The sequence below is a fragment of the Streptomyces sp. NRRL S-646 genome, assembly GCF_000720765.1.
In the GTDB taxonomy this organism is placed as follows: domain Bacteria; phylum Actinomycetota; class Actinomycetes; order Streptomycetales; family Streptomycetaceae; genus Streptomyces.
In genome coordinates this window covers 519554-533705 of sequence record NZ_JODC01000010.1, presented here as the reverse complement: position 1 = coordinate 533705, position 14152 = coordinate 519554, and the positions used below count along the sequence as shown (strand labels likewise).

Genomic DNA, 14152 nt, shown 5'->3' with positions numbered 1-14152 from the left:
CACCGGTCGCCGGGCTCCTCCCACCGACCATCCTCACGACTCATCGTAGATTTCGAGACAAAGAACGGCGGCGACGAGAATGCGGCTGCGCGCACTGCTGGACACCGACGCGCTGGGCCTGCGGCTGCTCGGCGGCGAGGACGAGCTGGACCGCACCGTACGCGGTGTGATGACCACCGACCTCAGGGACCCCAGCCGCTACCTCTCGGGCGGGGAGCTGGTCCTCACGGGGCTGGCCTGGCGCCGCGACGCCGACGACTCCGAGGCATTCGTACGGATCCTGGCGCAGGCCGGGGTGGTCGCGCTGGCCGCCGGCGAGGCGGAGCTCGGGGACATCCCGGACGACCTGGTCGTGGCCTGCGCCCGGCACCGCCTGCCGCTGTTCGCGGTGCACGAGTCGGTGGCGTTCGCGACGATCACCGAGCACGTGGTACGGCAGGTGTCCGGGGAGCGCGCCGGGGACCTCGCGGCCGTCGTCGACCGGCACCGGCGGATGATGACCTCCGGCCCGGCGGGCGGCGGCCCGGACGTGGTCCTCGACCTGCTCGGTTCCGACCTGGACCTGCGGGCCTGGGTGCTGTCCCCCACCGGGCGGCTGATCGCGGGCCCGAAGGTCGCCGGCTCCGGGCTGCCCGCCGACACCTGCGCCGAGCTGGCCGCCGAGCACCTCGCCGCCGCCCGCACGGGCCGCCGCGGACCCCACCGTGTGACGCTCGGTCCGGCCACGTACAGCCTCTTCCCGATCCGCAGCTCGGGGCACCGCCCGGTGGCGGCCGGGGCAGGGCGCTCCCCGCAGGCCTTCCGGGACGTCCGCGAGACGGTCCTGTCGGACTGGCTGCTGGCCGTCGAGGCGGACGCCGGGGACTGGCCCGCGGAGCGCCTGGACCTGCTCCAGGGCGTCACCCAGCTGATCTCGGTCGAGCGGGACCGCCGGGACGCGGCGCGCACGGTGCGCAGGCGGCTGGCGCAGGAGGTCCTGGAGCTGGTGCAGACGGGTGCCGCGCCCGCCGAGATCGCCGCCCGGCTGCGGGTGGCCGCCCCGGTGCTGCTGCCCGGCCTGGGGGCCGCCCCGCACTGGCAGGTGGTCGTGGCCCGGGTCGAGTGGGAGGGTGGCCAGATCGAGGCGGGGCCGGTCGCCCAGTCGCTCCTGGAGGAGATCCTCGTCGACCCGCTCGCCACGGGTCCCGAGCCCTCCGACCGCATCGCCGTGGCCCACACGGGCGACGAGGCCATCGCACTCGTACCGCTGCCGGCCGTCTCCACCGAGCACGACGGCTCGGAGTCCGGCATCCTCGCGGATGCGCTGCTGGAGTCCGTACGGGACCCGCTGTCGGCCGGTCTGGACGGCGACGGGCAGGTCACGCTGGGCGTCAGCGCGGCCGTGCACTCGGCGGAGGGGCTGCGCGGGGCGCTGGAGGAGGCCCGGCACGCGCGGCGGGTGGCGGCGGCGCGGCCCGGGCGGGTGTGCGCGGCGGGCCACCAGGAACTGGCCTCGCACGTCCTGCTGCTGCCGTTCGTCCCGGACGACGTGCGGCGGGCGTTCACCGCGCGGCTGCTGGACCCGCTGCGGGACTACGACCGCCGGCACCGCGCCGAGCTGATCCCCACCCTGGAGGCGTTCCTCGACTGCGACGGCTCCTGGACGCGCTGCGCGACCCGGCTGCACCTGCACGTCAACACGCTGCGCTACCGGGTCGGGCGGATCGAGCAGTTGACGAGCCGTGACCTGTCGCGGCTGGAGGACAAGCTTGATTTCTTCCTGGCGTTGCGGATGAGCTGAGGTCACCGGGGCATGCCACGGGAGAGGCACCAAGTGCCGTCGCTGTCCCACGACTTTGTGAAATCCTTCACCCACCCCCTTGGCCGGGCGCTGCGATTCGTGCTGAGATGCCGCCACCACTCATAGCTCGATGGCGTGCTCGGGGAGGGCAACGTGGCGCATACCGCCATGTCTGGTAACGGAACGACCGCTGGTGACGATCCCCTCCAGACCGCGGTATGGCGGCTGCGCTCACGCGCCTGCTGGGCCGACGCGGCAGCCCTGCTCCAGCCCGGCACCGCGGACGCCGCGCTGCAGCGGGCCGCGCTGCTGGTCGAACGGTGTCTGTACACCGAACAGGGCTGGGAGGAGGCCGAGGACGCACTGCGTACGGCCGAGGCGCTGGCCCACACCGACGACGAGCGGGGCGCGGCCGCTTGTGAACGCGGGTACTTGGCGTACGCAGCGACGCTGCTGGGGGTGCGGGACCGGGCCGACGAGGCGCGCGCCGCGCTCGGGCGGACGGCGGCGCTGATCCCTCCGGGGACGGCGGGGCGGGCGTTGCTGGACTTCCGGCGCGGGCTGGTGGCGCAGAACCTCGCCGACGCGCCCCAGGCGGCGCGTGCCGCGTTCCGACGCGCCCATGCGGGTGCGACCGCGCACGGCGATCTCCTGCTGCTCTCGTTCACCTGGCGGCATCTGGCGGGACTCGCGCTGCGGGAGGGGGAGTTGGCGGAGGCGCGGCACGGGTTCGCCGAGTCTCTGCGGATCCGTGAGGAGCTGGGGTATCTCGTCGGTACGGCGCCGGCGCTGGTGTCCCTGGCGGATGCGGAGGCGGAGCCTGAGGCTTCGCGCCTGCGGGAGGAGGCCCGGCGGCTGTTCCAGTTGCTCGGGGGTGTGCCTACGTGGTTGGCACGGCAGTTGGCGCCGCCTGCGACCGGGGCGGCGACGGCCTAGCCGACGGCGCCCGCCTGAGAGACGCCGACCGGCGCTGAGAGAAGGCCACCCGGACCGCACTCAGGACGTACCCGCGAAGTGCCCGCCCACCAGTGACCGCACCATGTCCAGGTCCCGGGCGATCAGTGCGTCCAGCAAGGTCGTGTGTTCGGTTGCGTCTGTCAGGAGGTCGGTGCGGGCCCGGGAGGACGGGGCGCCGACCAGGGGCCACTGGGCCCGGCGGTGGAGGTCGTCGGCGATCTGGACCAGTTGTTCGTTGCCGGAGAGGGCGAACAGGGCGCGGTGGAAGGTGCGGTCGGACTCGGCGTAGGTCGCGCGGCAGCCGGAGGACGCGGCGCGGAGGGTCGCCTCGGCGAGGGGGCGCAGTGCGGTCCAGCGTTCGGCGGACACCGTGCGGGCCAGGCGCAGCATCACGGGGATCTCGATCAGTGCGCGGACCTCGGCCAGCTCGGCCAGTTCGCGGGCGCCGCGCTCGACCACCCGGAAGCCCCGGTTGGGCACGACCTCGACGGCGCCTTCGAGGGCAAGTTGCTGCATGGCCTCCCGCACCGGCGTCGCGGAGACCCCGAACCGCTCCCCGAGCGCGGGCGCCGAGTACACCTCGCCGGGCGTCAGTTCGCCCGCGACCAGCGCGGTGCGCAGCGCGTCGAGGATCTGCCCGCGCACGGAGGCCCGCTGGACCAGGCGGGGCCGGGGCATCGGCGGCTCACTGTGCGTGTGCTCACCACGGGTGGCCCCCGCGGCGACGCCCCGCTCCCGGTCCACGTCCTGGGCCCTGGGCTGCGCCGGAACCCGGGGCACCCCGCCGGTCCGGGCCTCCGGAATCCCCGTCCCCGCGGAGCCGTGGGTGCTCTGCTGCACGGGTCCTCCTCCGGACGTGTCGGTACTTGGGGTCATTACGGCGGGTTGTTACTCGTCCGTCAAGCACCTTAGGCGCAGTTGTCATCAGTTCAAATCCCATTCAGCCCGAGTAAGGGTAGGCTTGCCTTCTTAGTCGCCATGCATCCGACGTGGATCGGTGGTCCTCGCACGCCTGCGCCCCACTCGGCGCTCAGCGGCGCCTACGCCCGCCTGAACAGGGTCTTCCCCGGGCCGCCCGTCATGGAGGTGGGCGTCGGCAACGGGTGGTGGAAGGGTCGCCGCCGCCTCGCTCCGGGAGGGCGGGGTCGGTCTCGACACATTTCTGGCACGGGACGACGCACAGGTGCTGCGCGACTACGGAGTGCGCGCCCGGCCGGACGCCGTCGCGAGCTTCGGGCTGCATCGGCATGCGTGGCCCGTCTGCCTGTTGATCACCGTGCCGTGGTTCCTGCCGCATGGCCGTGCGGCCCGCAGGCTTCGCCTGCCTGCCGGGCGATCCGGCCGCGGCACTGCCCGGCGCGCACGTCGTCGACGGCGAGGAGGCACTGCGGGGGGAGGTGCGGGCCGCGATGGCCGAGCATCTCGAACCCATCCTCGCCCGGTTCGGGCCGCCCATGCGGCGGCGCGGGCGGGCCCTGTGGGGGATGGTGACCGACGAGGTGGTGGAGGGGCTCTGGTACGTCGCCCGGCTGCTCGGCGAGAAGCGGCGGGCCGTGCGCGAACTGGAGGCGCTGCTGCCGGGCACCACCAAGCCGTACGCCGGGTCCGCGGCCTTCCGGGAACTGAACGGCCCGGACGGGGCCCCGCTGCCCACCCGCGACCGGGTGAGCTGCTGCATGTTCTACACGGTGCGCCCCCGAGGACACCTGTGCCACCTGCCCGCGCACCTGTGACCCGGACCGGGCGGGCAAGCTGTCGGCCGCCGACGCGAGTTGAGGCACCCTCAGGCGCACCGGCCGTGGATCGTCCCGTAAGATCGGCGCGAACAAGGCGCCCGCCCGGTTACAGGCAATTCACAACTTCCTCACTTGCCGCAGGAACTTTCCGTGGAACCATCCGTACGGGTAGTCTTATTCGAACTCAACTCCCGCCCCTCAAGCGGCAGTTCGAGCAGAACGCCGCCCTGGGCATCCCCTTGCACTTCCTTGGCGGCCTCTTGCCCCGAAACCCCCTGAGGGCCGGTGGGATTGGGCCACTATGGCGGGCGTTACGCCCTATCCCAATGCAAGGGACCCCAGATGAGACTGACCGACATATCGCTGGACTGGCTGCTTCCGGGCGCCGTACTGCTCCTGGGCATGCTGGCGGCGGTGGCGGTGCTCGCGCGCAGCAAGCGGTCCGGGGAGCACGCGAAGACTGACGATTCGTGGGAGCGCAGCGAGGAGCGCCGCCGGCGCAAGGAGGCCATATATGGCACCGCCTCCTATGTCCTGCTGTTCTGCTGTGCGGCGGTCGCCGCCGCCCTCTCCTTCCACGGTCTGGTCGGCTTCGGCCAGCAGAACCTCGGCCTGACCAACGGCTGGGAATACCTGGTGCCGTTCGGCCTGGACGGTGCGGCCATGTTCTGTTCCGTGCTCGCGGTGCGCGAGGCCAGCCACGGTGACGCGGCCCTCGGCTCCCGGATACTTGTGTGGACGTTCGCGGGCGCCGCGGCCTGGTTCAACTGGGTGCACGCGCCCAGGGGCATCGGTCACGACGGTGCGCCCCAGTTCTTCTCCGGCATGTCCCTGTCCGCGGCCGTCCTCTTCGACCGCGCACTCAAGCAGACCCGCCGGGCCGCGCTGCGCGAGCAGGGTCTGGTGCCGCGTCCGCTGCCGCAGATCCGTATCGTCCGCTGGCTGCGGGCCCCTCGCGAGACCTACAAGGCCTGGTCGCTGATGCTGCTGGAGAACGTGCGCAGCCTGGACGAGGCGGTCGAAGAGGTGCGCGAGGACCAGCGGCAGAAGGAGACGAACCGGCTGCGGCGCCGCGAGGCGGACCGCCTGGAGCGCGCCCAGCTCAAGGCCATCAGCCGAGGCCACCGCGGGTTCATCGGCCGTGGCGGCGGGGGACGTCAGGTGGAGCCCCAGGCCCTGGAGCGAGCCTCCGCTTCGGTCTCCGCGGAGCCTGCCATATCGAGCGCGGAACCGCTGCCCGTGCGCTCACGCCCGTCCCTGCAGCCCGTCCGCAAGGCCGGCTCTGAACCGGTGACCGTCGACCTCACCGCGGAGGACGACACCATGGCCCTGCCGCGCCTCGACTCCCTGGAGCGCAAGCTCAAGGACCTCGAGCAGCAGTTCGGCTAGAACGGCCGTACATGGGAAGGGGGGCGCGCCCTGTGGGCCGCGCCCCCCTTCCCGTGCTACGCCGGTCCGGCGTCGAGTTCGAACCACACCACCTTCCCCACCCCGTGCGCCCGTACTCCCCACGCGTCCGCGAGGGACTGCACCAGGACCAGACCTCGGCCGTGCGTGCCGTCGTCGGCGTTCGGTACGCGCAGTCTGGGCCTGCGGCCCACGAAGTCCCTCACCTCCACCCGCAGTCCGCGGGGTCCGACGGTGGCGGTCAGCACCGCGTCGTGGTCGGTGTGGATGAGTGCGTTGGTGACGAGTTCGCTGGTGAGCAGCTCCGCTATCTCCGAGCGACCGGGCCTGCCCCACTGCCGTAGCAGCTCACGCAGCGCCCGCCGTGCTTCGGGCACCGCCTTCAGGTCCGCCCGGCCCAGTCTCTGCCGCAGCTTCCGTATCTGGGACGGCTGCGCCTGGTCCGCGTCGCCGTCGGTCTTTTCCTCCGTCTTCGCCGAGAAGGCCCCGATCGCTATGGGACCGCCCCCTCGTGCCTGCCTCTTCATGACCCCCGCCCGCGTGCCGATGTCGGTCCCCTCCTTGTCGAACACGTTCACGGGATCCATGCCCCACTGGGCACGCGGCAGTCATGTCGAATCCTCGGGCGGCCAGGTGTTCGGCCACGGATGCAGCAGTTCCGGCCGGGTAGAGGGACTCTTTGGAGAGAGGCACCACAGCCGTCCGAGCGCCGAGGGAGCCGCCGTGCACGACGACCGAACGCTGGTGGAGGCGCGCCTGGAGCGCGCCATGGGGCAGTTCGTGCGGCCCGCGCAGTACGCGGAGCGCGTGCCGCTGGCGCTGTCCGTGTGGCATGTGCCCGGCGAGCCGGTGCCGGTGGACCAGGCGCTGCAGGCCGACTACGAGACCTTCACAACCGGAACGGCCTGGGGAAAGCCCTGGTCGACGAGTTGGTTCCGGTTGACGGGGCGGGTCCCCGAGGAGTGGGCCGGGCGCCGGGTCGAGGCGGTGATCGACCCCGGGTTCACGGGCGACGGGCCCGGTTTCCAGGCCGAGGGACTGCTCTACGACGCCGCGGGCGTCCCCCTGAAGGGCATTCACCCGCGCAACCGTCACCTCCCCGTCGGCTCCCCCGCGAGCGGAGGCGAACCGGTGCATCTGCTTCTGGAGGCGGCCGCCAATCCGGCCGTGCTGCACGGCTTCGAACCCACGCCCCTGGGGGACGTCCTGACCGCCGGGGATCGGCCCGTCTACCGATTCCGCTCTGCCGACCTCGCCGTACTCGACGAAGCCGTGTGGCAGTTGGTGCTGGACGTCGAGGTGCTTTCGGAACTGATGCACGAGCTGCCCATGGACCGGCCCCGGCGACACGAGATCCTGCGGGCACTGGAGGACATGCTCGACGCCCTCGACCTGCACGACGTCTCCGGTACGGCGGCCGCCGCCCGGGCCGCGCTGACGGACGTACTGTCCCGCCCGGCCTCGGCGAGCGCGCACCGGATCTCCGCGACCGGGCACGCGCACATCGACTCGGCCTGGCTGTGGCCACTGCGCGAGACGGTCCGCAAGGCCTCACGCACCTTCGCCAACGTCACCGCGCTCGCCGCCGACTACCCCGAGCTGGTGTTCTCGTGCTCACAGGCCCAGCAGTACGCCTGGGTGAAGGAGCACCAGCCGCACATCTGGGAGCGCATCAAGAAGGTGGTGGCGGACGGCAACTGGGCACCCGTCGGCTCGATGTGGGTCGAGTCCGACGCCAACATGCCCGGTGGTGAGGCGCTGGCCCGGCAGATCGTGCACGGAAAGCGGTTCTTCGCCGAGGAACTCGGGGTGGAGACGGAGGAGATCTGGCTGCCGGACTCCTTCGGCTACACCGCCGCCTTCCCGCAGCTCGCGAAACTGGCCGGAATCCGATGGTTCCTCACGCAGAAACTCAGCTGGAACCAGTCGAACAAGATGCCCCACCACACCTTCTGGTGGGAGGGCATCGACGGCACCCGCGTCTTCACGCACTTCCCGCCCGTCGACACGTACAACTCGCAGTTTCACGGCCGCGAACTCGCCCGCGCGGAACGCAACTTCGCCGAGAAGGGACGGGCCACCCGGTCGCTGGTGCCGTTCGGGTGGGGCGACGGGGGCGGCGGCCCGACCCGCGAAATGCTCGAGAAGGCCCGGCGGCTGCGCTCCCTGGAGGGCTCACCTCGGGTCGGGATCGAGAAGCCGTCCACGTTCTTCGCAGCCGCCGAGCAGGAGTACGGGCCCGAGGCCCCGGTGTGGTCGGGCGAGCTCTACCTGGAGCTGCACCGGGCCACGTACACCACCCAGGCGAAGACCAAGCAGGGCAACCGGCGCTCTGAACACGCCCTGCGCGAGGCCGAGTTGTGGTGCACCACCGCGGCCGTACGCAATCCGTCGTACGCCTACCCGTACGACGCCCTGGACCGGCTGTGGAAGACGGTGCTGCTGCACCAGTTCCACGACATCCTGCCCGGGTCGTCGATCGCCTGGGTGCACCGGGAGGCACGGGACACGTACGCGCGGGTGCTGGCCGAGCTGGAGATGATCACGGCAGCGGCGGTGGCCGCGCTGGGAACGGGCGGACCTGCGGTGTTCAACGCCTCGCCGTACCGGCGGACGGAGGTCGTGGGGGAAGGGCTGGTGACGGTGCCGGGGCTGGGCAGCGCACCGGTGGCGGACAGCGCGGGCGAGACCGTACGGGCGGAACGGGACGGCGGCACCCACGTGCTGGAGAACTCCCGGCTGCGGGTGGTCGTGGACGCGGACGGCCTGCTCACCTCCGTACGCGACCTGGCCGCCGACCGCGAAGTGCTGTCCGGCCCCGGCAATCTCCTCCAGCTGCACCCCGACCATCCCAACGCCTGGGACGCCTGGGACATCGACCGGCACTACCGGCGCCGGCACACGGACCTGACGGACGTCGAGTCGGTGCAGCTGGTGCAGGACGGGCCGCTGACGGCGGCGGTGCGGGTGACGCGGACGTTCGGGAAGTCGCGGATCACCCAGGAGATCCGCCTCGCGGCCGGTGCCCGGCGCCTCGACATCGGCACGGACGTCGACTGGCAGGAGTCCGAGAAGGTGCTGAAGGCCGCCTTCCCGCTCGACGTGCACGCCGAACGCTCCACGGCGGAGATCCAGTTCGGGCACCTCCACCGGCCGACGCACAGCAACACGTCCTGGGACGCGGCCCGCTTCGAGATCTGCGCGCACCGCTGGCTCAGGGTCGCGGAGGAGGGCTACGGCGTGGCGGTCCTCAACGACTCGACGTACGGCCACGACGTGACCCGTACCCCGCACGAGGGCGGCCTCGGCACGACCGTACGCCTGACGCTGCTGCGTGCCCCGCACAGCCCGGACCCCGAGACGGATCTGGGCCCGCACCGGTTCACGTACGCGCTGCTGCCGGGCGGGGACGTCGGGCACGCGGTCGCGGAGGGGCTCGCGCTGAACCTGCCGCTGCGGGTGGCGCAGGCGCCGGTCGTGGAGCCGCTGGTCCGTGTCGACCACCCCGCCGTGACCGTGGAGTCGGTGAAGCTCGCAGAGGACCGCAGCGGGGATGTGGTGGTACGGCTGTACGAGTCCCGGGGCGGGCGGGCGCGGGCCACGCTGGCGCCCGGGTTCCCGGTGGGCCGGGCCGAGGTGACGGACCTGCTGGAACGGCCGCAGCACGAAAGCGACTTGCGCTTCGAGCTGCGGCCGTTCCAGATCCTCACGGTGCGGCTGCGACCGGCGTGACTACTTGGCTGCCGCGGCCTTCTCGCCGATGTGGAAGATCTTGCGGCTGTCGCGGGCCATGTCCACCACCAGCTTGCTGGTGGAGTTCCGGCTCCACGTGAGGGTGACAATGGCCTCCGTGCGGTTCGCGGTGCTGCCGTTGTCGGTGACCTTCCAGGCGAGCGGGACGTTCTGGGCGCGCAGGACGCCGTCGGCGTGCTCCCTGTCCTCCCAGGCCGCCAGTTCCTTCTGGAAGGCAGGGGTGAGGTAGTGGGCGCGCAGCGCCTCGCCGAGGTTGCCGCTGTCCTCGTCGGTCACCGCGTCGATGTAGGCGCCGTAGAAGTCGGCGATACGGGTGATGTTGTCGGACGGCTTGCCACTGACGCTGTGCGCGGCACCGGCGGAGGCCTGGGCGGTGGCGCCGAGGCCGAGGGCGACGGCGAGAAGGCCGGCGGTGAGGGCGGTGCGGGTCTTGCTGCTCATGTTCGGTTCCCCGTTTCGAGTGATCCAGTAGTCGAGTGTGATCGAGTGGTCGAGATGTGTTGTTGCGGGCCACCCTCCCCTCCCCCGAGGCGGGAGGGCGGCCCTGGTCGTGCGGTCAGTGGAGCTTGTTCACGGCCGTTGTGGTCGTCTTCTTGAAGGCCTTCACCGGAGCGCCCCTGAAGTCGCCCAGCTGGGCCCAGTTCACGACCGTGACGGTGCGGCCGTCCCGGCCGACCGACAGCAGGCGGACGTCGCTCGCGCCCCCGGAGGTCTCGGTGTGGACGCCGTACACATGGGCGCCCTCCTCCACGGCGAGCTTCCCGTAGTCCTTGCCGGTGGCCTCGGTGTCCGGGTCCCGCTGCTCGATCCGGGCCGCGCAGGACTTGATGTCCTTGTTCAGCCACGAGGTCAGCTGCTTGGCCGCACGGGTGTCCGGCAGGACCACGGTGATCTGCCGGGCGTTCGTGTCGAGATCGGTGCGGAAGTCGCGGTGCCAGGCGGACTCGTGGCCCGGCAGCGCCCGCAGGCAGGTGTCCCGGTCCGTCTCCTCCGGTACGCCGACGGTGACCTTCCCGGCCGTCCACGACGAGCTCGGGTGCGCCGGCAGGTCGGCCGCCGCGAGGAAGCCGGGCGCCTTCGGAGCGGCGGCTGCCGATCCGGCGAGCGCCGCGGTCAGCCCCGTGACGGCGATGGCGAGGAGCGCGCCTGCTCGGGTGCGCTTGGGCATGGATGTCCCCCGTGAATGAGTGCATGGGTGTCGGATGTCGCGCCGACGCCGGTTGGTCGGTCCGGCCCTGGTCGGTGCGACACCAAGAGCATCGGCCGTCACGGGAGCCCGGCGCAACGCTCAAGGCCCGTTCGGCGACGGTGGAACCATCCCAGCCCTTCTGACGTGCAGATACATGAGTGCCTGGGATGGGCGATGCAGTGGACGACGGGGGAACAGTGGAGACTCGGGACGACGTCGAGGCGTTCGCGGCGCTGTTACGGCAGCTGAAGGACCGCACGGACCGGAGCTACGGCTCCCTGGCCCGCCGCCTCAACATGAACACCTCCACGCTCCACCGTTACTGCGCGGGCGAGGCCGTACCGCAGGACTTCGCTCCGGTGGAGCGGCTCGCGGCCTTCTGCGCGGCAACGCCGGAGGAACGGCTCGAACTGCACCGGCTGTGGCTGCTCGCGGTGGCGGCCCGGCAGCGGGTGCGGCCGAACGGCTCGGCGGAGGTCGCGGTTCCGGCGCCGGATGCGGAACCCACCGAGGAGAGCGGCCGGTCGAGCGGCCCGTCGCAGCCCCTGGACGAACCGGAGTCGAGCGAGCCTGTCCGCGCCTCCGCTCCTCGCCCCTGGTACCGCCGCCGACGGATTCTGGTGTCCACCGCCCTCGCCTGCGCGCTGCTCGCCACTCTCGGCAGCCTGTCCGCCCTGTCGGCCGACCGCTCCTCGGACACGGCGGGTTCTCACTCGTCCTCCGGCCCCCGGACGACGGAGTCCACCGCGCCCGGCCACTCGTCGAAGCCGAAGCCGAAGCCGTCCGCGAGCCCCTCCCCCACCACCGGCGGCGACAACTCGTCCTCACCCGGCGCCGAGAACAAGCCTCCGGCCTCGTCGGCCGCGGGCACGGGCACGGGCACCACCGGTGCCGGGAAGGCGGCCACCGGTGTGCCCCTCGCCTGGAGCGCCGACTCGCAGATCTGGGACGGCGGTTGCGCGCACGACTACGTCATCGGCAAGAAGCCGGACCAGGTGCCCCCGCCGCCGGTGCCGCAGGACGCTGCGGCATGGGCGGCGACGCAGGGGGCGGTGCACGGGCGGCAGACGATGGTGCAGGTCTCGGTGCAGGGGAAGTCGTCCACGGCCGTGGTCCTGGAGGCCCTCCGGGTCCGCATCGTCGGCCGCGGCACCCCGGTCACCGGCACCACCTACGACATGGCACAGGGCTGCGGCGGCGGCCTCGGTCCGCGCTACTTCGACGTGAACCTCGACATCAACCGCCCCATCGCCCGCGCGGTCCCGGGCGCCGACGACAGAGGAGACCCCGCCCCCGCGGTGCAGTTCCCCTACCGTGTCTCCGCCCAGGACCCGGAGGTGCTGCTGGTCACCGCGACGACCGAGACGTACGACTGCAGCTGGTACCTGGAACTCGACTGGTCCTCCCAGGGCCGCACCGGCACGGTCCGTATCGACGACCACGGCCGCCCGTTCCGCACCAGCAGCATCAAGGGCCTGCCCCGCTACTGGTACGGCACGAACGGCCACGGCGTACGCCAGTGGGTACCGGCCGACAGTTAGGGCCGAGGCACGTTGCGGAGGTTCGAGCGGGCCATCTGCAGCATGCGGCCGACCCCGCCGTCCAGCACGATCTTCGAGGCGGACAGGGCGAACCCGGTCACCATCTCGGCGCTGATCTTCGGCGGGATGGACAGGGCGTTGGGGTCGGTGACGATGTCGACGAGGGCCGGGCCCTTGTGCTTGAAGGCCTCCTTGAGGGCGCCGGGGAGGTCCTTGGGCTTCTCGACGCGGACGCCGTGGGCGCCGCAGGCACGGGCGACGGCCGCGAAGTCGGGGTTCTTGTTCGCGGTGCCGTACGAGGGAAGTCCCGCGACCAGCATCTCCAACTCGACCATTCCCAGTGAGGAGTTGTTGAAGAGGACGACCTTCACGGGGAGGTCGTGCTGCACCAGGGTCAGGAAGTCGCCCATCAGCATGGAGAACCCGCCATCCCCCGACATCGACACGACCTGCCTCTTCCGGTCGGTGAACTGGGCGCCGATCGCCATCGGCAGCGCATTCGCCATCGAGCCGTGGGAGAAGGAACCGATGACGCGGCGGCGGCCGTTGGGTGAGATGTAGCGGGCGGCCCAGACGTTGCACATGCCGGTGTCGACCGTGAAGACCGTGTCGTCGTCGGCGAGTTCGTCGAGTACGGACGCCACGTACTCGGGGTGGATGGGAACGTGCTTGTCCACCTTGCGCGTGTAGGCCTTTACCACTCCCTCCAGCGCGTCCGCGTGCTTCTTGAGCATCCGGTCGAGGAAGCGCCGGTTCTCCTTCGCCGTGACCCGCGGGATCAGACAGCGCAGCGTCTCCCGTACGTCGCCCCACACGGCCAGGTCGAGCTTGGAGCGGCGGCCCAGGTGCTCGGGCCTGACGTCGATCTGAGCGATCTTGACGTCGTCGGGGAGGAACGCGTTGTACGGGAAGTCGGTGCCGAGCAGGATCAGCAGGTCGCACTCGTGGGTGGCCTCGTAGGCGGCGCCGTAACCGAGCAGCCCGCTCATTCCGACGTCGTACGGGTTGTCGTACTGGATCCACTCCTTGCCCCGCAGCGCATGTCCGACCGGCGACTTGATCTTCCCGGCGAACTCCATGACCTCGGCGTGCGCGCCCGCCGTGCCGCTGCCGCAGAACAGCGTGACCCTCTCCGCCTGGTCGATCATCTCGACGAGACGGTCGATCTCGGCGTCGCCGGGGCGGACGGTGGGCCGCGAGGTGACGAGGGCGGTCTCGGCGGCCCGTTCGGGGGCGGGCTGGTCGGCGATGTCGCCGGGCAGGGACACGACGCTGACGCCGCTGCGGCCGACGGCGTTCTGGATGGCGGTCTGCAGCAGCCGCGGCATCTGCTTGGGGCTGGAGATGAGTTCGCTGTAGTGGCTGCACTCGCGGAACAGCTGGTCGGGGTGGGTCTCCTGGAAGTACCCCAGGCCGATCTCGCTGGAGGGGATGTGCGAGGCGAGGGCGAGGACCGGGGCCATCGAACGGTGCGCGTCGTACAGGCCGTTGATGAGGTGGAGGTTGCCGGGGCCGCAGGAGCCGGCGCACGCGGTCAGCTTCCCGGTGATCTGCGCCTCCGCGCCGGCCGCGAAGGCGGCGGTCTCCTCGTGCCGGACGTGCACCCAGTCGATGGCGGCGTTGCGGCGCACCGCGTCCACGACCGGGTTGAGGCTGTCGCCGACGACGCTGTAGAGGCGCTTGACTCCGGCGCGGACGAGGATGTCGACGAACTGTTCGGCGACGTTCTGCTTGGCCATGGCGCACTCATGCCCTTCGGTCTCCGCGGATCCCTGTGGGTCCATGAATT

General features: G+C 71.7%; 10 protein-coding genes and 1 pseudogene. 6 read left to right on the top strand and 5 right to left on the bottom strand.

Annotated elements, in window-relative coordinates; genetic code table 11:
- Positions 1–79 precede the first annotated feature (79 nt).
- Complete coding sequence (locus tag IH68_RS0128240; protein ID WP_030940390.1) at positions 80–1780, top strand: PucR family transcriptional regulator; 1701 nt, start codon at positions 80–82, stop codon at positions 1778–1780.
- Between the two features lie 153 nt (positions 1781–1933).
- On the top strand, positions 1934–2716 hold the full coding sequence (locus IH68_RS0128235) for a hypothetical protein (RefSeq protein ID WP_030940388.1): 783 nt from the start codon (positions 1934–1936) through the stop codon (positions 2714–2716).
- Between the two features lie 60 nt (positions 2717–2776).
- Here IH68_RS0128235 and IH68_RS0128230 read toward each other — a convergent pair whose 3' ends face one another.
- Positions 2777–3577 (bottom strand): GntR family transcriptional regulator, encoded by an 801-nt coding sequence (locus tag IH68_RS0128230; protein WP_030940385.1) that lies wholly within the window; start codon positions 3575–3577, stop codon positions 2777–2779.
- Between the two features lie 138 nt (positions 3578–3715).
- Between IH68_RS0128230 and IH68_RS50250 the strand changes: the two are divergent.
- Together IH68_RS50250 and IH68_RS0128220 are read left to right on the top strand one after the other, a co-directional pair.
- A pseudogene (locus IH68_RS50250) lies at positions 3716–4513 on the top strand ((2Fe-2S)-binding protein).
- Between the two features lie 302 nt (positions 4514–4815).
- Positions 4816–5862, top strand: a complete 1047-nt coding sequence (locus IH68_RS0128220; protein ID WP_030940384.1) for a DUF2637 domain-containing protein — start codon at positions 4816–4818, stop codon at positions 5860–5862.
- Between the two features lie 56 nt (positions 5863–5918).
- On the opposite strand, the gene IH68_RS0128215 is transcribed toward IH68_RS0128220, so the two are convergent.
- Positions 5919–6407, bottom strand: a complete 489-nt coding sequence (locus IH68_RS0128215; RefSeq protein ID WP_037885358.1) for an ATP-binding protein — start codon at positions 6405–6407, stop codon at positions 5919–5921.
- A 196-nt stretch (positions 6408–6603) separates the two neighbouring features.
- Here IH68_RS0128215 and IH68_RS0128210 point away from each other — a divergent pair, with 196 nt between their 5' ends.
- Entirely contained in the window at positions 6604–9612 is a 3009-nt protein-coding gene (locus tag IH68_RS0128210; protein ID WP_030940382.1) for an alpha-mannosidase, read from the top strand.
- Here IH68_RS0128210 and IH68_RS0128205 read toward each other — a convergent pair whose 3' ends face one another.
- The gene (locus IH68_RS0128205) at positions 9613–10074 is read right to left on the bottom strand and encodes a hypothetical protein (protein ID WP_030940380.1); all 462 of its coding nucleotides are present in this window, start codon (positions 10072–10074) and stop codon (positions 9613–9615) included. It abuts the gene before it with no gap.
- A 115-nt stretch (positions 10075–10189) separates the two neighbouring features.
- Positions 10190–10801: a hypothetical protein gene (locus IH68_RS0128200; RefSeq protein ID WP_030940379.1), complete on the bottom strand. Its 612-nt coding sequence runs from the start codon at positions 10799–10801 to the stop codon at positions 10190–10192.
- A 188-nt stretch (positions 10802–10989) separates the two neighbouring features.
- Here IH68_RS0128200 and IH68_RS0128195 point away from each other — a divergent pair, with 188 nt between their 5' ends.
- Positions 10990–12363, top strand: coding sequence for a helix-turn-helix domain-containing protein (locus IH68_RS0128195; protein ID WP_030940378.1), 1374 nt, complete (start codon positions 10990–10992; stop codon positions 12361–12363).
- On the opposite strand, the gene IH68_RS0128190 is transcribed toward IH68_RS0128195, so the two are convergent.
- Positions 12360–14102, bottom strand: a complete 1743-nt coding sequence (locus IH68_RS0128190) for a pyruvate dehydrogenase (protein WP_030940377.1) — start codon at positions 14100–14102, stop codon at positions 12360–12362. The genes IH68_RS0128195 and IH68_RS0128190 overlap by 4 nt on opposite strands.
- Between the last annotated feature and the right edge of the window lie 50 nt (positions 14103–14152).

Bases quoted from the DNA above. Each gene is read 5' to 3' on its own strand.
- IH68_RS0128200 (WP_030940379.1), bottom strand. From the start codon at position 10,801: ATGCCCAAGCGCACCCGAGCAGGCGCGCTCCTCGCCATCGCCGTCACG.
- IH68_RS0128195 (WP_030940378.1), top strand. From the start codon at position 10,990: ATGGGCGATGCAGTGGACGACGGGGGAACAGTGGAGACTCGGGACGAC.
- IH68_RS0128215 (WP_037885358.1), bottom strand. From the start codon at position 6,407: ATGAAGAGGCAGGCACGAGGGGGCGGTCCCATAGCGATCGGGGCCTTC.
- IH68_RS0128240 (WP_030940390.1), top strand. From the start codon at position 80: ATGCGGCTGCGCGCACTGCTGGACACCGACGCGCTGGGCCTGCGGCTG.
- IH68_RS0128205 (WP_030940380.1), bottom strand. From the start codon at position 10,074: ATGAGCAGCAAGACCCGCACCGCCCTCACCGCCGGCCTTCTCGCCGTC.
- IH68_RS0128220 (WP_030940384.1), top strand. From the start codon at position 4,816: ATGAGACTGACCGACATATCGCTGGACTGGCTGCTTCCGGGCGCCGTA.
- IH68_RS0128190 (WP_030940377.1), bottom strand. From the start codon at position 14,102: ATGGCCAAGCAGAACGTCGCCGAACAGTTCGTCGACATCCTCGTCCGC.